This window comes from Chitinophaga sp. RAB17 (assembly GCF_052114225.1).
In the GTDB taxonomy this organism is placed as follows: Bacteria; Bacteroidota; Bacteroidia; order Chitinophagales; family Chitinophagaceae; genus Chitinophaga.
On the sequence record NZ_JBFREI010000008.1, the window covers coordinates 201464 to 223377 of the forward strand.

3 protein-coding genes are annotated in these 21914 nt (G+C 47.6%); all 3 read left to right on the forward strand.

Features of this window, described 5'->3' with window-relative positions; genetic code table 11:
• Positions 1 to 203 precede the first annotated feature (203 nt).
• The 3 genes from AB4Z08_RS24795 (at position 204) to AB4Z08_RS24805 (ending at position 21911) form a co-directional block, all read left to right on the forward strand.
• Complete coding sequence (locus tag AB4Z08_RS24795; protein ID WP_441576476.1) at positions 204 to 18629, forward strand: gliding motility-associated C-terminal domain-containing protein; 18426 nt, start codon at positions 204 to 206, stop codon at positions 18627 to 18629.
• Positions 18630 to 18656: 27 nt separating this feature from the next.
• Positions 18657 to 19649 carry a PorP/SprF family type IX secretion system membrane protein gene (locus AB4Z08_RS24800; RefSeq protein WP_441576477.1) on the forward strand — a complete coding sequence of 331 codons (993 nt, stop codon included), beginning with the start codon at positions 18657 to 18659 and terminating at the stop codon, positions 19647 to 19649.
• A 105-nt stretch (positions 19650 to 19754) separates the two neighbouring features.
• Positions 19755 to 21911 carry a TonB-dependent receptor gene (locus AB4Z08_RS24805; RefSeq protein WP_441576478.1) on the forward strand — a complete coding sequence of 719 codons (2157 nt, stop codon included), beginning with the start codon at positions 19755 to 19757 and terminating at the stop codon, positions 21909 to 21911.
• Positions 21912 to 21914: the final 3 nt, after the last annotated feature.

Below are 21914 nucleotides of genomic sequence, written 5' to 3' on the forward strand. Positions count from 1 at the left end.
ATAACCTCCTTTCTTAAGAGTAATATCGCCAAAATTGTATCCGTAATCCGTATCCGTAGTTCGTCTTGTGAAGATTGGTATTTAAACTATTACTTCTTTTTAATTTATTTCAGAAAATCAAATACACTTGCCTGAACCCCGGGAAAGTAGTGTGCTAATGGTACGTGTCTGTTCAGCAGTTGCTTGAGATGCAAAACGCTTGTATGAAAAGACTCCTGACCCTTTGTTCAATTGTATTGTTGTTCCTGTTCCCCGTTATTTGCTGTTTGGCAGAAGGTAGTAAAGACATGTATCCATCCGGTGCATTGGGTAACCGTGCCTACATGACCAGTTCCTCTACTGCTACCAGTGCACTCATCGGGAACATCTACAATCCCGGCAGAATGTTCGTATATGCGAAGGCGGGAGAAGTGATTTATGTAGGGTCAAGTGCGCAAGGCATAGGCACCGGCACCACCAGGTTAATAGCCCCTAACGGGAACGCCTATAACACCGGTGCCTCCATCACTACAGGACGTATCAATAACCGCGCAGAAGAACTGGCAGGTCCTGCTGCACTAACAGTTGGCGGTTACACTGCATATAACAGAACAGTACTGGCCAGTGAAGAAGGCATATGGACAATAGAGTTTGATCCTCCAAATACCGGATCCACCTCTTTAGGTAGTGGCTTTAGTCCCCCGGCCGCCAATGCCGCCTGGACAATTGCCAATCAAACTGCGGTGAGCACCCTGGCGCTGATAGTGGCCTGGGATATTACAGTTGCCAGTGCAGGGACCGCGCAATCAGGACGCACCTTCCTGAATATTTTTACGGGTAATGCAGGTACCGCCGCTTCAGCTTTTTACGGCAAGTTTAATGTACTCACCAAAGATGGCTTTACTTACACTGCCTCCAGCAATGGCATACAACCTTTCCTCTTTGCTTTTTTTGTAAATAATAAAGGTACCCGTGATAAAGCCACTGGTGTACCGGTATATAAAAGTGTTGACCTCAACTCCGTTGTTTCCAGCAGTGGCGCCTATTCTTTTCATAATCCCACTTTGCCGGATGATGCTACCAACATCACCCAGAAGCTATTTTATAACCCACCTAGTAGTGCTTTGCCGGCGAGCGCACCCGTATGGGTGGGTGGAGCCGCCTCCAATACCTGGTTAATTAGTACTCCTGTCAATCCAGTAGTTAGCCAGGTTTTTTTTACAGGTAGGGAAGGTACACCTGGTCGTTCCGGAACACCGCCACTGGGCGGGGGATACGTTCACTTTACCGCTAACCAGAACGGGAATTTTAAAATCCTCATAGATGTAAATAATAATGGTAACACTACTGATCCTGTGGATCGTATTATTACCGGATCATCTGTTACAGGCGACAATGCTATTTTATGGGATGGTAAGAATGGACTCGGTGTGGATGTGGCCAATGGTACCACCATCAATGTTACTGTGATCCTATTTTCAGGAGAAGTACATTTTCCTTACATGGATGTGGAGAATAATGTGAATGGTATTGTTATTACCCGTACCAATGGATCCAATGCACCAGATCCGACCGTATACTGGAATGATCAATTGCTGGGCAGTGGTACAGGCGCATCTGTTCCTGTCGATGCATCTGCAAGTCCGGGCATTAATAGTACTACTAACGGTCACAAATATACGAATAGCTATGGCGATAATAGTTTACTGGATACCTGGGCCTATATTTTCAGCCTGCCAATTACTTCCAGTGTAACGGTGAAACAATACCAGGCCGATCTGGAAGTAATCAATAATATTCCGGCACTTACTGCTATCTGTGCAGGCAAGCAAATCAGCTATACCACCAGCGTCCGGAACAATGGGCCGGACTCCGCTAATGGCGCGGGTTACAGCTTCTCCTTCCCGTCGCAGCTCACCAACGTTACGGTTAGTTCCGTTATTACAGGTAATGGTGTGATTGTATCAGGAGGAGTTACCGGTAATGCATACACGGCAGTACTTAACTTGCCTAACGGCGCCGTGATTAATTATACGATCACCGGTACACTAACAGATGTACCTGTAGGCGGCAACCTCATTACTAAATCCAGTGTATTACGTCCTAAGGATGTAACAGATCCTGACGCTACCAGTGTTGCCAGTGGCAACCCTACAGATCCTGATGTGGAATGTAATGGTGCCCCTTCCGGTACCGGGTGTAATAATATTAAGACCAGCAGCATTCCTGTTTCTACCGCCATCGGCAGTAATGTGATCAATGCACCGCAGTCTATTTGTATAGGCAGTACGCCGGCAGCGCTTACAGGAAATGCTATTACCGGTAGTCCCGTGTATCTATGGCAATCCAGTATTACCAGTGCTACTACCGGGTTTGCTACTGCAGCTGGTACTACTAACGGTAAAGACTATACACCTGCAATATCTCCGCAAACTATCTGGTTCAGAAGAATCGTTAATTCCGGTAGTTGCACTGATACCAGTGCAGCTATCATGATTACGGTGAACCCACTACTACAGCCGGGCGTAATAGCAGGAAACCAAACATTCTGCAGCAGTGGAGATCCGGCAGCGTTTACACAAACAACACCAGCAACAGGAGGTTCCGGCATTTATACCTATCGCTGGCAATCATCTCTTAACAATACTACTTTTAATGATATCGCCGGCGCTACACTGGTCACTTATGATGCACCGGTAGTGTCACAAACCACCTACTTCCGGCGTATCGTCAGCAGCACCAGCTCCGGCTGTGCGGATATGATCAGTGATACCCTCAGGGTGCTGATCAGCGCTACACCTACTTCCGCTAATGCGGGTGCTGATCAGAACCTTTGTAACGTAAACGCCACTACGTTATCTGGAAATACCCCGATAGCCGGTAGTGGTGGCTGGCGGCAGGTCAGCGGTCCGGCCACTGCAGTGATAGCAGATACGACGTTGTCTAATACCGGCATCAGTGGACTCAGCAGCGGCACCTTTACTTTTGTATGGACCATCCGTAATGGCGTATGTCCGCCTTCGGTTGATACAGTATTGATCACGATAGCTCCATTACCTTCCACGGCTAACGCAGGTTTGGATCAAACCTTATGTAACGTAAACAGCACAACGCTGGGAGGCAATATACCTGCCAGCGGTGTAGGTACCTGGACACAAATCAGCGGTGCAGTAACCGCTACTTTTGTCAATCCAAACCTGGGTACTACACAGGTGCAGGGGCTGCAGCCAGGTAGCTACCAGTTCAGATGGGCCATTAGCAGTGGTAGTTGTGCTACTACAGCAGATACCGTACTGGTAGTGGTAAATGCATTGCCTACTATCGCTAATGCAGGTCCTGACCAAACAAAAAATAACAGCGGCGTATTTACAATGGGCGCCAATGCAGCCACTGTAGGAACAGGTGCCTGGGCATTGGTAAGCGGAACCGCCAGTATTACAGATCCGGCTAATCCCAATACTAACATTACACTGCAACCCAATACCAATGCCGTACTTACCTGGTCTATAAGCAATGGCAACTGCCCACCTTCTGTAGATACAGTTGTGCTGAACTATGTAAAACAGGCGGATCTCAGCGTAATTAAGTCTGATGCAGGCAATACCTATACATCCGGTGGCCCGGTAAGCTATACTATTACGGTAGAGAATTTCGGTCCTTCTGATGTAAACGGATTTTCCATACAGGACGCGCTGCCGGCCAAAATGATCAATGCCAGCTGGACATCCTCAGTAACCGGTGTAGGCGTTAGCGTTAGTCCTACCAGTGGCAGCGGCGCTACTGTTACAGCTACCGGTAATATGCCTTTTGCTGCCGGCAACAAAATTGTTATTACGGTAACAGGAACGGTGGACCCTGCATCTATTGGTGGTGATTCACTGGTGAATCAGGCTATTGTGCCTGTTCCTGCAGGAACGCCTGATCCTAATACTGGTAATAATAGTTCTACGGTAAGAGGTGCAGTACCTAACAGACCTCCGGTGGCGGTGGATGATCAATACACCACGATTCGTGATGTGCCTGTACAGGGAAATGTATTGACCAATGACAGTGATCCTGAAAATGCTACACTGACAGCCGCATTGGTAACAGGTCCTGCCAATGGCATCCTGCAACTAAATGCAGACGGCACTTTCATTTACACGCCGAATGCCGGATTTACTGGTACAGATAGTTATGTTTACCGTGCCTGTGATGATAAGGGCGCTTGTTCGCAGGCTACTGCCACCATACAGGTAACAGCGGCTGTATTGGATCTTAAGGTGACAAAAACAGCTGCCCCTGCCAGCGCAGGTGCCGGAGAAGCATTAACTTATACCATCACAGTAACCAACAATGGTCCATCTACGTTATTATCTACAGAAGCATTTACTGTTACAGATAGCTTACCAGCTGGCTTTGTAGCAGAAGGCTATACCCCTTCAGCCGGCAGCTATATACCGGCATCCAGTCAGTGGAGTGGTGTTTCATTAGCGCCAGGACAATCTGTGTCGCTGACCATTGCAGGACATGTAGCCGCAGGATTTACCGGCAACAGTTTGTCCAACAGGGTGATTGCTACGCCACCAACCGGTACTACTGATCCTACTCCTGCTGATACGACTATTATTACGCCTGTTGTACACAAGGTAGAAGTAGTGGTAACAAAAACAGATTTAACCACACTATATACACCGGGTACATCGGTGATTTATAATATAGCATACACCAATCATGGTTCTTCCGATGTACTGCAATTGAATGTTACAGATCCTTTACCGGCAGGGATTACTACGGCCAGCTGGACTTACGCATTTACTGCCGGTTCACAACCAGGTGGACAGGGTACTGGTCCTATTGATCAAAAGTGGGATTTACCGTCAGGCATAGGCGTCGTGTATACGTTGACGTTAGTAGTGCCACCTAATTTCACCGGCCCGCTTGTAAATACGGCTACTGCTATCGTTCCGGCAGGATATGTGAATGTAAATCCTGCTGGAAACAGCGCCACCGATACAGATACCGCAGCGCCGCGGTATAATGTAACCATTACAAAGGATGGCCCTGTAAGTGAAGTGGCCGGTACGCCGATTACCTATCACCTGCAAGTGGTGAATACCGGACCATCGGACCTTGTGGGAGCTCTTGTGAATGATCAGCTTCCTGCAGCTATTCAAAATGCTACGTGGACAGTGACCGGATCAGGTACCGCGAGTGCCAATGTAAGCAGTGGAAGTGGTAACGTTGTCTTTACCGCTAATCTACCGGCCGGCAGCGGCAATAAGCTGGATGTAGCCATTACCGGTACCGTTAACACTGCAGCCACAGGCAGTTTCAATAACACCGCTACCGTTACAATACCTGGACAACCACCGATATCTTCCAATAAAATTATTACCACTGTTGAGAATAAAACAGGTCTGAATATTACGAAGGAAAGCATCCCTGCAGGCAGCGTGAATGCAGGAGAGGCTATTCAATACAAGATCAGTGTTACCAACAGTGGTCCTTCAGATGCAGTAGGCGTTGTAATTGCAGATGCTATACCAGCAGCTATTCTGAACCCGCAATGGCAAGCGGCAGGTAGCGGCGGGGCAACTGTAACTGGCGCTGTATCCGGCAGTGGCAGTAATATCAATACCACTGCGGATATTCCTTCAGGCACCAGTAATGTGATCATTGTGACCGTAACCGGTATTGTGGATGCCGCCGCAAAAGATTCTATTCTAAACAGCGCCACGGCTAGTGTTCCAGGTGGTTCCACCGTTACAGGTAATAATGAAATAAGGGTGGTAAGTAAGCCTGGCTTACGAATTGTGAAAACAGGTCCATTGGCTGCAGATGCAGGTACCGGGATAGATTATACCATTACCGTTACCAACAGTGGCCCTTCTGATGCAGTGAATGCGGTGATTACAGATGTAGTACCGCTTAACATTACCGGTGTCAGCTGGACCACTGCCACTACCGGTACAGCAACTGTGGTGAACGGTGCTACCGGTAATACCAACAATGTACTGGAAACGGTTAATATACCTGCCGGCCCGAATAATAGCGTTATCATCCACATCACAGGTACCTTACAAACGGATGCCGGGGGAACCATTACCAACACTGCAAAAGTGCAGGTGAATAACGATCCTCCATTACCTTCCAACGATATTGTTACCACTATTAACAACAATCCCGGACTGGTGCTTTCCAAATCTGGTCCTGTAACAGCAAGTGCAGGTCAGAGGATTATATATACGCTGAACATAAGTAATACTGGTCCATCAGATGCCTTTAATATTCAGTTGCTGGATACCGTACCGGGAGTGTTACTGGATCCACAGGTGAGGGTAAATACCTATGGAAGAACTACAGTGGCATCATCTGCCATTACTAACGGCATACTGCAGTTGACCGGTAATTTCCCGGTAGGAGATACCAATCATGCAGTGGTGTTCTTAAGCGGAATTATTAATCCAACATTCAAAGGACAAATTACCAACCAGGCATTTATCAGTAACGGCAGCAATCCTCCGATTGCTTCTGAACGTGTGGTAACAACTGTTACCAGTGATCCTAAGGTGATTATTATCAAGAATGCACCTGATACGATTGTAGCAGGTAAGCTGATCACTTACAGGTTACTGGTCACAAACACCGGATTGTCTGATGCACAGAATATCACCATCTCTGATATTATAGATAATACGCTGACGGGTGTAGTATGGAATGCTACTCCTGGTGGTAGCGCAAGTATTAGTTCCGGCGACAACGGCAGTGGTAATACAGTAACCGTTGGCGCAACGATACCAGCAGGTGCAGGCAATTATATTGCCATTACGATTGTGGGCAAAGTAGCACCGGGAGCAACGGGTGAACTAAGCAATTTTGCCACCGCCACTGGTGCTGACGTTCCAACCGTTCATTCTGATACGGTGACTACCAGGGTGGTGAATACGCCGTCTTTACAAATCAGTAAAGCTGGTCCGCAAAATGCCGTAGGTGGAGAGAATGTAGTGTATACATTGGAAATCACTAACAATGGTCCTTCCAACGCCACCGCTGTTAACATAGCAGATGTGGTACCAACGGAAGTACAGCTTACCAACTGGACAGCAGTGGCTTCCGGCGGCGCCGTCATCAGCGGACCAGCTACCGGTACCAACAATAATGTGGCTGTTATCGCCAATATACCAGCAGACAGTGGTAAAATAAAAATTACCATCAACGGCACACTTGATCCATCCGCCGCAGGTACCATTGTGAATACTGCTACTGCTGCGGTGACAGGTAGCACGCCAGTATCTGCTTCTCAGCAAACAAATATCCGCAATGAACCGGGGCTTAATATTAGTAAAACCGGCCCGGCTACGGTGAATGCAGGTGAACAGATTACCTATACATTGGTCGCCCGTAATCTGGGATTGTCTGATGCGAAAGAAATATTTATCCAGGATGTAATACCATCACAAATTACAGGTGTCAGCTGGACATCTGCAGTGAGTGGTAATGCTACTATAACAGCCGGCAATACCGGTACCGGTAACAACATATTGCTCACCGGTGATCTGGCTGCCGGTACTGGCAACCAGATTACAGTTACGGTTACCGGAACAGTAGCGCCGGACTTTACAGGTACACTCAATAACATCGCTGCCACTTATCAAAAAGGAAGAGATACGGTGAAGAGTGAAACCGTGATTACAACGGTTAATAATTTACCTGCTTTGCAATTGGTGAAGAGTGCACCAGATACATTGGCCGCCGGTAGTGCGATTACATATACCGTAAACATTACCAATAACGGACCATCTGATGCATCACAGATAACGATCGCAGATGTGGTGCCTGCCAATGTGAAAAACGTAGCCTGGTCTGTTACCAATGGTGGTAACACTACAGTGGTAGGTGGTTCCGGCAGCGGCAATAACATCAGCTTCACCGCAGATATTCCCGCAGGTAACAATAATTTTGTGTTGCTCACTATAACCGGTACGATTGATCCTGCCTTTGCAGGAGATATCAATAATACTGCTACCGCTACTGTTGCGGGACAACCGGTATTTACTTCCAATGAAGCGGTTACACATGTGATCAGTTCTCCGGCGGTCAGCATCTCCAAATCAGGGCCAACACAAAGCCCTGCAGGAGGTGATATTTCGTGGATCATCACCGCAAGTAATAACGGTCCTTCAGATGCTACAGGCGTCATCATAAAAGATACCGTACCGGCAGCTGTTACCAATGTAAGCTGGACAACTGTTAATAACGGCACCGGCCAGGTGACGGCAGGTGGTACAGGAAGTGGTAATGTCATTGCTGTTACCGGCAATGTACCAGCTGGCGCAGGCAATACTATCCAGGTGTTGGTGACAGGTAAAGTATCCTCTTCCTACACCGGTGCTCCTTTGGTAAACAGGGTGGTGGCCACTATTCCTGGTATGCCTGATAAACAGGATACTGCTATAACAACCATCACCAGCACGCCTGGATTGCAGATTGTGAAGATTGGACCAGGCGCCATCAGCGCAGGTGATCATGTGACCTACACACTCACTATTACTAATAATGGTCCATCTGACGCGGTGAATGCCGTGATTGCAGATGTGGTAGATCCTGCATTGCAGAATCCTGCGTGGACAGTTGTTACAAACGGCCCGGGGACCAGTGTAAGCAGTACCAGTGGTACGGGTGATATTAACATCACCGGTAACATACCTGCTACTCCTGCCAATAGTATTGTCATCACTTTAACGGGTACACTGAGTCCTGACTATACAGCTATTGTGTTGGCTAACGTGGCAAGTGCTACACCTCCGGGACTGCCGGGCGTTTCCTCCGTAGTAACGTCTACGGTTACACGTAAAGCAGATCTGCAACTGGTGAAGAGCGGCCCTGCCAATGCTGTGGCCGGAGAACCTGTTACTTATAATATTACGGTTACCAATCGTGGTCCTTCTAACGTAAAATTGGTGCATATAGCAGATATGATTCCTCCGGGTATCATTGATGCTACATGGACAGCTACGGCTACCGGCACTGGTGCTGCCGTTTCTGCCGCATCAGGTACTGGCAATGTGGATTTAACTGCTGATATACCAGCTAACACCGGCATCATTAGTATCGTGATCAATGCCAGGGTAAATCCGGGCGCAGTAGCCGGTGATATCGCCAATACAGCTATTGCTACACCTCCTGCCGCAGTAGCGGATAGCACGCCTGCCACAGCTACTGTTATCACTAATATTACGAGAGCGGCAGACCTGGTGATTGTGAAATCCGGTCCTGCTAACAGAGCAGCGGGGCAGGATATTACCTGGCAGCTGGTAGTAACTAACCGTGGCATTTCAGATGTGGCCAATGCCGTGATTACCGACAATGTGCCGAACTTTGCCACCATCACGGATGTGACAACCAGTACACAGGGTAATGCTACTGCACAAACGCCCGTAATTGTTGATAAACTGGTAACGGTGAATGCAGATATTGCTGCGGGGGCCGGTAATGAAGTGATTATAACTATCAAAGGAAAGGTGGCCAGTGAGGCAATAGGTACGCTCACTAATACGGCTACGGTAGCTCCGCCGGCAGATGTAACAGAAACTATTCCTGCTAACAATTCCAGTACAATTAATACTGCCCTTGTTTCAGATATAGGGCTGCAGCTCTCCAAATCCGGACCTGCTGCTGTTAACATAGGTGATACCATCAACTATAATATCCTTGTGATCAATACCGGATTATCTGATGCCAATGGTGTGGCAATTGCAGATATTGTTCCTGCTGCGGTATCCGCGGTAACCTGGACCGCGGTAGCCACCGGTACCGCTAACGTTTCAGCGCCTTCGGGCACAGGAAATAATATTAATCTCACTGGATTACTGGGAGCAAATCAAACAGGAAGTATAGAGATAAATATTAAGGGAATTGTAGGCACTACTTCCGGTGGTACGATCACCAATACCGCCACCGCCACTTTCGGCAGCATCAAAAGCAGTCAGGTGGTGACAACGGTTAATAAAACGGCGAACCTTCGTATCAGTAAAACAGCGCCGTCAGCTATGGCTGCCGGACAGCCGATTACTTATGTGGTGAAAGTGTATAACGCTGGCCCTGCCGGTGTAACAGGCGCCGATATCAATGATGTAGTGCCAGCAGCTATTACGAACCTGAACTGGACCGCTACCACTACCAGTGGCGCTACGGTTTCGCCTAACAATGGCTCCGCTACCAGTATTCACCTGACGACAGATTTACCTGCTAATACAGACACGGTTACGCTTACTATTAATGGTATTGTAGCTGTTGATTTCACAGGCACACTTACTAACACTGCTACGGCTACACCTCCTCCGGGAGTGACTAATCCGGTGCCTGCTACTGTTACAGTAAATACAGTGGTAACAAGTCAGCCCGGACTGGTGCTGGTGAAATCCGGCCCTGCAGAAATTATTGCAGGTTCAGCGATTACGTATCGCCTGGAACTCCGTAACAACGGACCTTCTAACGCCACAGGCGTTAAACTGGAGGATGTTATACCAGCAGCAGTGCTGTTGCCATCATGGATTGCCACCGGAAACGGAACGACTAATTCCGGTACCGGTAACGTATCAGTTTCCCGCGATATTCCGGTGGATAGTGTGTTGACGGTAATTATCACTGGTACTACTGACCCGGCTGCCAATGGCACTATTGCAAATAGTGCGGTGGCTACCGTAAACGGACAAACGATTAACAGTAATGTTGTCAATACCAATATTGTTAACAAGCCATCCTTGCAGATCAGCAAGTCAGGCCCTGCGAAAATAGCTGCTGGTCAATCTATCAGCTATGTGTTGAAAGTGACCAATAGCGGTCCTTCTACTGCCAATGGTATCACTGTGTCCGATCAGATACCAGCCGCCATCAAGAACGCAACATGGAACGCTACAGCAGGCGGTAGTGCTGCTATCACAGGTGGTAATATCAGCAACCGTTCTGGTAATGTGGTATTTACTGCCAACCTTCCGGCTGGCAGTGCAAATAGCATTGTGGTAACGATTACTGGCACCGTAGATGCAGCATCCAGCGGTACACTCACCAATGTGGCGAATGTAACCCCGGTTGATGGACAGCCTGTAACGGCAACGGCTATATCAGAAATTACCGGTAATCCGGGTCTTCGCCTGGTGAAATCAGCACCGGACAGTGCTACTGCCGGAGCAGCCATTACCTACACGATAGATGCTTATAACGATGGACCATCTGATGCAGTAAATATGGTATTGACAGATGTGATACCTGTACAACTGCAACAGGCAGTATGGTCAGCTACTGCAGCGGGTGCAGCCACTATCAGTGGCGGTAACGTTACGGGGCAAACAGGTAATGTTAATATCACCGGTAGTATTCCTGCAGGCAGTGGCAATGTAATACACATCGTCATCAATGGCATCATTGACCCTGCCTTTGCAGGTAGTATAAGAAATGTGGCCAGCGCTACTGTGAATGGTACAACTACTTCGTCTAATGATGTGGTTACCACCGTAGCGAATCGTACGGCCATACGTCTGGTGAAATCCGGTCCGTCCAGGGCCGTCGCTGGTTCACAAATCACTTACACCATGGTACTGACTAATGGAGGTCCTTCCGATGCGACCGCCATTACCGTATCAGATATACTACCAGCTCAACTTCAGAATCCGGTGTGGTCTGCAACCGCTGCTGGTGCTGCTGCCATCAATGGTGGTAATATCGTTGGCAGAACAGGTAACGTATCCTTTGTTGCCAATGTGCCAGCTGGTATAGCGAACCGGGTACTGGTAAGTATTACCGGTACCATTGCACCTTCGTTTATCGGAACGGTTACTAACGTTGGTGGATATACGATAAATAATTTACCGGAAGTACCTACTGCTCCGGTAGTCACTAATGTGGTAGCTGAACCAGGATTACAGCTGCGTAAATCCGGGCCTGATACACTGGCCGCGGGCAGACGTATTACCTATGTGCTGGAAGCATCCAATACGGGTCCGTCTGACGCTGGCAATGTAACGATCAGTGATGCTGTACCGGCAGGGGTGCAGCAGGTTAGCTGGACCGCCGTTGCAAACGGAGCTACTATCATTGGTGCTGCCACCGGCAATAACAACAATGTATCTGTGAATGGAAATATACCTGCCGGAGGTAGTATCGTTGTTACGGTTAATGGTACTATTGCTACCGGCCAAACTGGTACTATTCTGAACAAGGCTTCCCTGCAGCTTAATGAAACGGTGGTGGCGCGGGATTCAGTGAATACCCGTATCGTTAATACGCCGGGTGTGTCCATTACTAAATCAGGCCCGCAACAGGTAAATGCAGGCAGCCCGGTTACCTATAACATAGACCTGACCAATGCTGGCCCATCTGACCTGGTAAATGCACTCGTAAAAGATATCGTGCCTGCACAGATTAAACAGGTAACCTGGAGTATAAGTCTGGATGGCAGCGCTACGTTAGCTGCTGGTACAGCAGTAACAGGCATTGGTAATACGATTAGTTTCCATGGTAATGTACCGGCAGGTAATACCAATGGCATACATGTAATAGTGACCGGTATTGCTGATCCTGATTTCACGGGAGTGATTACCAATATTGCCACCGCAACAGATAATCTGGGTAAAGCATACAATGCCAGTGTAACCACGGAGGTAAAACAACTGGCACAAATGGCGATTGTTAAATCCGGGCCAGCTACATTGAATGCCGGCGATGTGATCAGTTACCTGGTAACGGCCACTAATCTCGGACCATCCAATGCCACCGGTATCAGCATCACCGATGTAGTGTCGGCAACAGTAACGGATGTTACCTGGACAGCAGTGGCTAATGGTAACGCAGTCATCAATAGCGCAACTGCCGGAACAGGCAATAACATCAGCGTGCTGGGTGATATTGATGGTGGCGCAGGCAATAATATACAGGTACTCATTAACGGAAAAGTACCTGCTAATACCACCGCTGAAAGCATCAGCAACCAGGCGGTATTAAAACAACCGGATGGCAGTAACATCAACAGCGTACCTGTGGTGACCACCATTAGTCGCAGAGCCCGCATCAGTATTGTGAAACAGGCGCCTCCAACAGCTATTGCCGGCGATAGTTTACGGTATGTTATCAACGTATCTAATAGCGGACCATCTGATGCAACAGCGGTTGCTATCAGCGATATCGTATCGGATACGCTTTCCGGTGTGAGTTGGAGTGCCACTACTAAAGGCACTGCACAGGTGAGTGGTGCTTCCTCCGGTACTGGCAATAACATAACATTACAGGCAGTACTGCCGGCAGGAGCAGGTAATATTGTTACCATACAGGTTGTTGGCCGCATTGCGCCAGGATTTAGTGGTATCCTGAATAACCAGGCATTCACCACTTCAAATGGAGAACGGACTTCATCCGGTATTACCACTACGAGGGTAACACCGCAGTCAGCGTTGACGATTACTAAAACAGGTCCGGCTGCTGTGAATGCAGGTGATACGATTAGTTACGATGTAACGGTTACTAACGCAGGTCCTTCAGATATTGCCGGTGTTACCGTTACTGATATAGTACCAGCCACCGTCACTGGTGTGAGCTGGACTGCCATCGCCAATGGTAGTGCTGCTATCGTCGGTGCTGCTGCCGGCACTGGTAACAATATTTCGATAGGAGCCAACATTCCGGCAGGTGTAGGGAATAAGATATTGTTGCGGATTAAAGGAAGCATTCCTGCCAACACTACCGCCACCAGTATCAGCAATACAGCTACTTTGACAAGACCAGATACTACTACCATCACTACGGTGCCGGTAATAACTACTATTGGCCGTAAAGCGCAGATCCGCATCGTGAAACAGGCGGCTGCCACTGCTAATGCAGGCGATAGCCTGAAGTATACCATCAGTATCACCAACGATGGGCCATCTGATGCTACCGGCATTCAGATCCGCGATATCGTATCTGATACCCTGAGTGGTGTAAGCTGGATAGCTACTACCACTGGCGCAGCGCAAGTAACTGGTAACAATACTGGCGTCGGTAATGTAGCAGTGACGGGTAATATCACCGCTGGTGCAGGCAATGTCATTAACATACAAATTAGCGGTAAAATCAACCCTGACTTTATCGGTAGCATTACGAATACGGCGAGTGCAACAGATGCAAATAATAAAACGGTAACTGCAGCAGCCACCACACAGGTAACTGCCAGTTCTCAGTTAAGCATTATAAAAACGGGTGATGCGCAGGTGAATGCTGGCGATACCGTTCATTATGTGATCACGGCTTCCAACGCCGGACCTTCCAGTGCAGCAGGTGTAAGTATCACAGATGCGGTACCGGCAACTGTCGGCAACGTTACGTGGACGGCAGTCGCGGGTGGCACTTCGCAGGTAATCAATGGAGCAACGGGTAGTGGCAATAATGTGTTGGTGAAAGGAAATATAGGAGTTGGCAGTGGTAATACCATCGTGGTAAATATCATGGGTGTGGTAGGATCCGGTGTCACTACTTCTGTATCTAATATTGCCGTACTGAAACCAGCTACGGGAGATACTATTCCAAGTACCCCGGTGATCACTGTAGTAACGAAGAAACCAACGCTGCGGATTGTGAAGCAGGCAGCAGCTACCGCTATTGCAGGCGATAGTCTGAAGTATACTATTACCGTAACGAATGACGGCCCATCTGATGCCACTGGTGTGAAGATCAGTGATATTGTATCTGATACACTGAGCGGTGTAAGCTGGACAGCCAATACCACCGGTGTCGCATCTATAGTTGGTAGCAACACAGGTAGCGGCGATGTAACGCTGACCGGTAATATTACTGCTGGAGCAGGCAATGCTATCAACATACAGATTAGCGGTAAAATCAACCCTGATTTTATCGGTAGCATCACGAATACAGCAAGTGCAACAGATGCCAATAATAATACGGTGAATGGAACGGCTACAACGCAGGTAAGTGCACAATCACAATTAAGTATTGTGAAGACAGGTAGTGCGCAGGTGAATGCAGGCGATACGGTTCGTTATGTGATTACTGCTACTAACGCCGGACCTTCCAGTGCAGCAGGTGTAAGTATCACAGATGCGGTACCGGCAACTGTCGGCAACGTAACCTGGACGGCAGTACCGAGTGGCACTTCGCAGGTAACCAGTGGAGCAGCAGGCAGTGGTAATAATGTGTTGGTGAAAGGAAATATAGGAGCTGGCAATACCATCATAGTAAATATCACTGGTGTGGTAGGATCTGGTGTCACTACTTCCGTATCTAATATTGCGGTGTTGAAACCAGCTACGGGAGATTCAATTCCAAGTACGCCGGTGATCACCGTGGTAACGAAGAAACCAACACTGCGGATTGTGAAGCAAGCAGCAGCTACCGCTATTGCAGGCGATAGTCTGAAGTATACTATTACCGTAACGAATGACGGCCCGTCTGATGCCACTGGTGTGAAGATCAGTGATGTTGTATCTGATACACTGAGCGGTGTAAGCTGGACGGCCAGTACCACCGGTGTCGCATCTATAGTTGGTAGCAACACAGGTAGCGGTGATGTAACCCTGACCGGTAATATTACTGCTGGAGCAGGCAATGCCATCAACATACAGATTAGCGGTAAAATCAACCCTGATTTTATCGGTAGCATCACGAATACAGCAAGTGCAACAGATGCCAATAATAATACGGTGAATGGAACGGCCACGACACAGGTAAGCGCACGTTCACAATTAAGTATTGTGAAGACAGGTAACGCGCAGGTGAATGCCGGTGATACGGTTCGTTATGTGATCACCGCTTCCAATGCAGGACCTTCCGGTGCGGCAGGTGTAAGCATTACAGATGCGGTACCGGCAACTGTAGGCAGCGTTACCTGGACCGCAGTAGCGAGTGGCACATCGCAGGTAACCAGTGGAGCAGCAGGCAGTGGCAATAATGTGTTGGTGAAAGGAAATATAGGAGTTGGCAATACCATCATAGTAAATATCACTGGTGTGGTAGGATCTGGTGTCACTACTTCCGTATCTAATATTGCGGTGTTGAAACCAGCTACGGGAGATTCAATTCCAAGTACGCCGGTGATTACCGTGGTAACGAAGAAACCAACGCTGCGGATTGTGAAGCAGGCAGCAGCTGCCGCTATTGCAGGCGATAGTCTGAAGTACACTATTACGGTAACGAATGATGGACCATCTGATGCCACTGGTGTGAAGATTAGTGATGTTGTATCCGATACACTCAGTGGTGTAAGCTGGACGGCCAGTACCACCGGTGCCGCATCCATAACAGGTAACAGCACAGGTAGCGGCGATGTAACGCTGACGGGTAATATCACCGCTGGTGCAGGTAATGCCATCAACATACAGATTAGCGGTAAAATTAATCCTGGCTTTATTGGTAGTATTACGAATACGGCAAGTGCAACGGATGCGAATAATAATACGGTGAATGGAACAGCTACGACACAGGTAAGCGCACGTTCACAATTAAGTATTACCAAAACAGGTACCGCGCAGGTGAATGCAGGCGATACGGTTCGTTATGTGATCACTGCTTCCAATGCCGGACCTTCCGGTGCGCCAGGTGTAAGCATTACAGATGCCGTGCCGGTGGCGGTTGGAAACGTTACGTGGACGGCAGTAGCGAGCGGCACTTCGCAGGTAACCAGTGGTGCAGCAGGTAGTGGAAATAATGTAGTAGTGAAAGGAAATATTGATGCCGGCAATACCATCGTGGTAAATATTATGGGTGTGGTAGGGTCAGGCACAAGTACTTCCATATCTAATATTGCGGTGTTGAAACCAGCCACGGGAGATTCTATTCCAAGCACACCGGTAATCACCGTGGTGACTAAAAAACCAACGCTGCGGATTGTGAAACAAGCAGCAGCTACCGCTATTGCAGGTGATAGTCTGAAGTATACTATTACGATAACGAATGATGGACCATCTGATGCCACTGGTGTAAAGATCAGTGATATTGTATCTGATACACTCAGCGGTGTAAGCTGGACGGCCAATACCACCGGTGCCGCATCCATAACAGGCAACAGCACGGGTAATGGCGATGTAACGCTGACCGGTAATATTACTGCTGGTGCAGGCAATGCCATCAACATACAGATTAGCGGTAAAATCAATCCCGGCTTTATTGGTAGTATTACCAATACGGCAAGTGCAACAGATGCGAATAATCATACGGTGAATGGAACGGCTACGACACAAGTAACTGCACGTTCGCAATTGAGCATTACCAAAACAGGTGACGCTCAGGTCAAAGCAGGTGATCCGGTTCATTATGTGATCATTGCTACTAACGCCGGTCCTTCCGGTGCAGCTGGTATAAGCATTACGGATGCGGTACCGGCAGCTGTTGGCAATATTACCTGGACGGCAGTAGCGAATGGTACTTCACAGATCATTGGTGCGGCCACCGGCAGCGGTAATAATGTAACGGTGAATGGTAACCTGGATGCCGGCAGCAACAATACAATACAGGTAAATGTTGCCGGAGTAATTCCTGCAGATGCTACGGTTACATCTGTTTCCAATACTGCCATATTAAAACAAGGCACGGCACCACCAATTCCTACTCAGCCGGTCATCACTGTAGTGGTGCCAGCAGTTAAAACGCTGGATCTGTCGATTACCAAAACAGGTCCGCGTACGATCCGTGAAAATGATTCAATTACCTATGTGTTGGTAGCGAATAATGCGGGTCCTGCTGCAGGAGATGGTGCAGTTATTACAGATATTCTACCAGCCAGCATACAAGGTGCATATACCGTAGTGAGCGCCACTACCGGCGGTGCCGCCAACATACAGCTCAGTAATACGGGCAATGTGATACGCGCTACAGCAGGTACATTCCCTGCGGGAGCAAGCATCACCATCACCATAAGGGGTAAGGTGCTGACAACAGCGCAGCTGCGCAACCAGGCGATTGTTGCTGCACCAGCTGGCATGACAGATCCTAATCAGGAAAATAATACCAGCGTATCAGTGGTTACAAATGTAGAAGCATCTCCAACAGCAGATCTGCAGGTGAAGAAAGAATTACAGAATACTACGCCGCTGCAGGTAGGAGGTAAGGCTGCCTTTGCGATCACGCTGAACAATGCAGGACCGTTTACAGCCACCCGCATCGTAGTAAGAGATACGCTGAACAGCAACCTCGATATCATCAATGGATTTGATGCCAGTGCAGGTGAAGTAACGTATGATCCAGGTACTAAAATAATAGTGTGGACACTGGATAGTCTGCAACTCACGCAAACGGCTACACTGAAATACACCACCCGTGTTACCAATATCGGCGCCGTGGTGAACAGTGCCACCGCTTCCTCGTCATTGCCGGATCCGGATGTGTCCAATAACAGGGCTACCAGTCAGGTAGTCACCGTAACCGGTGATGATATTCTCATTCCAAATGTGATCACTCCTAATGGGGATGGTAAAAATGATAAGCTGATTATTATTGGTATCTCCAGGTATCCTAATTCTTCTTTATTCATCTATAACCGTTGGGGTAACCAGGTGTACCAGTCGAAGAATTATCAGAATGAGTGGGATGGAAAAGACCTCAACGAAGGCACTTATTATTATATCCTTAAACTGAATACACCGGAAGGCGAAAGGTCTTATAAAGGATGGATTGAATTACTGAGATAAGGTTTTCATTTAAACAGAGAACTGGTTATGAAAAGGATAATCCTACTATGGGTAAGCTGCGTTTGGTGGCTGCCCGGGCTGGCGCAGCAAAATCTGCAGTTTAGCCAGTATGTATTTAACGGCTTGAGTGTAAATCCTGCTTATGCCGGATACAAACAGGATTGGTATATGAATGCGATTTACCGGCATCAGTGGGTGAGTTTTCCGGGTGCCCCGCAAACAGCCGGTATTTCCATTGATGGACTCACCAATGCACATGACGAAAGGGTAGGCGTAGGTGCCCAGGTAATGATGGATAACCTGGGGCCTGAGAAGTCTTTATCGGCCTATGGATTTTATTCTTACCGTATACCTTTGGGAGATGAAGGCACAAAGCGTTTGTGTCTGGGCATCGGGGGAGGCATCACGCAATATAGTATTGACGGTACTGCATTGAAATATATCGATGACCTGGATAATGCTATTCCGTTGGGAAATACATCTACCATTATTCCGGATGCCAGGTTCGGCATTTATTACTACACGCCTAAATTTTATGCCGGCGTTTCTGTGATGGATCTCCTCTCTTTGTATACCGATAATACCCGCTACTATTGGGGGGGATACAATTATAAAACCATCCGTAAAACGCAGCACCTGTATTTGACAGCGGGCTATCTGCTGAATTTATCTGACAATCTGAAACTGAAGCCATCTATATTAATGAAGGAAGATTTTAAAGGTCCTACTAATGTAGACCTGAATGCATTCCTGTTGATTGCGGATAAACTCTGGGTAGGCGGCTCTTACAGAACAGGGGTGAAATTATGGAAGAAGCCTGCGCTGGAGGATAACCTGGAACAGCTGGATGCTGCCAGCGTAATCGTGGAGTTTTACGCTACACAACAATTGCGCATTGGATATTCCTACGATATTACTATTAATAAGATGGAAGGTTATCAGCAGGGATCACATGAAATTTCACTGGGCTTCCTGTTTAATAGCAAGAAAGCAAGGGTGACTAGTCCAAGATATTTTTAAGGGTTAGCAGTTAAAAGGCGGATAACTTGTTTATCCGCCTTTTAACACAATATTTGGTTTATAAAATAAACTAGTTTACATTTGATGGGAATTTAATCCCTAAGTATGTCAAGATTCAACCTTTATCTATATCTGTTTATTTGTGTTCCCATGTTTTCATTGGCACAAAGTAAAATCAGCGGTAAGGTAACAGATAATAAAAAGCGCCCCCTGACGGGCGTAAACATCGCCATAAAAGGCTCCTATGATGGGGCCACCACAGGAGCAGATGGCTCCTTTTCCTTTACTACCACCACCACCGGAGATCACCTGTTATCAGCTACCCTGACCGGGTACCAGTTATTGGAATTGCAGATCAATACCAGCACCGATCAGCAGCTGAATATTGTACTCAGAAGCGATGTAAATGCCTTGCGTGTGGTGACGATATCAGCCGGCAGTTTTGAGGCCAGCGATGATAAGAAAGGTACGGTATTGAAACCACTGGATATCGTTACTACTGCGGGTGCAGGCGCAGATATTGTGAATGCCATCAAAACATTACCCGGTGCTCAGCAAACAAACGACCGCGAAGGCTTATTTGTACGGGGTGGTACTGGTTATGAAACGCAGACACTGATAGATGGTATGTTGGTAAGGAATCCTTTTTCCAGCAGCTTACCGGATATTCCTGGTCGTGGCCGTTTTTCCCCTTTCCTTTTTAAAGGCACAACTTTCAGCAGTGGTGGCTATTCTGCCCAATACGGACAGGGTTTATCTTCTGCCCTGATACTGGAATCAGTAGACTTACCGGATCGTTCATCCTCTTCCGTAGGGGTGTCTGTCATTGGCGTAAATGCCGGCGTGGATAACCTGTCGAAAGATAAAAAAACATCTTATGGTGTGGAGGCCGACTATACTAACCTCGCCCCATATTTCAATATTTTTAAGCCCAAACAGTCGCCCAATCTGGGACCGGAGATTATCGGTACTTCCGCTAACTTCCGCCATAAAACATCCAGAACCGGGATGCTCAAATTTTATGGCTATGGCAACTGGACTAAAATGGGGTTCAATAAAAATAGCCTGGAGTATCCGGGATATACCGAATCATTTAAACTACATAACAATAACGTCTATACGAATCTTACCTGGCGTGAAAACATAGGGCACGACTGGCATTTATACATAGGTGCGTCTTTCAGTTCCAATACCGATAATATCAACGCGGATACGTTGCTGAAAAACCAGCAGCCTACGCTGATCAGGGTGCAGTCGGACCTGAGCCAGACGAAGCTGATGCTGTATAAAAACCTGGGCCGCTTTTCCGTAATACGGTTTGGTGCAGAATACCAGTATGCAGTAGAGAAATCTACCTTCAATGGCAGCAATGCCAATTATGTAGACAACTATACTGCTGCCTTTGCGGAAGGTGATATTTACTTTACACCCAGTTTTGTAGGACGTGTGGGTGGCCGTGCGGAGTATTCTTCTGTATTGGGTAAGATGGATTTTGCTCCCCGTGTATCACTGGCTTATAAAATGAATAACTATAGCCAGTTTTCAGTAGCCTACGGCGATTATTATCAGAAGCCGGAACCGCAGTATCTCCGCTTTGATAAATATCTCGGCTATATGAAAGCCACCCACTATATTGTGAGCTATCAGCGAGTTGCCACTGACTACACTTTCCGTACAGAAGTATTTTACAAAAAATACGACGACCTTGTTAAAACGGTACCCACTTACAATAACAATGGTAGCGGCTATGCACAGGGTGTAGAAGTTTTCTGGCGTGACCGTAAAACCTTTAAAAACGTGGATTACTGGATCTCTTATTCTTACCTGGATACAAAGCGTGATTACCTGAATTATCCTTACCGGGTAATGCCTGATTTTGCTGCCAATCATACTGCCAGCCTGGTGTTCAAACGTTTCTTCCCCAAGCTCGCTACTAACCTGGGTTTAACCTATACCTTTGCTACCGGTCGTCCTTATTATAATCCGAACCTGCCGCAGGACAAATTTATGTCTGAAAAAACGATCAGCTACAACGCTATAGGTGTAAGCGCCAGTTATCTGACTACTATCCGGAAAGCATTCACCATCTTTGTCTTATCGGTTAGCAATGCACCAGGTAATAAGCAGGTGTTTGGCTATCACTATTCCACCGATGGATTGCGCCGGGATGAAATTACGCCCAATGTGCCACGATTTATTTTCCTGGGTATGTTTATGAACTTCGGTATAGACAGAAGACAGGATGTTATTAATAACCTCTAATTA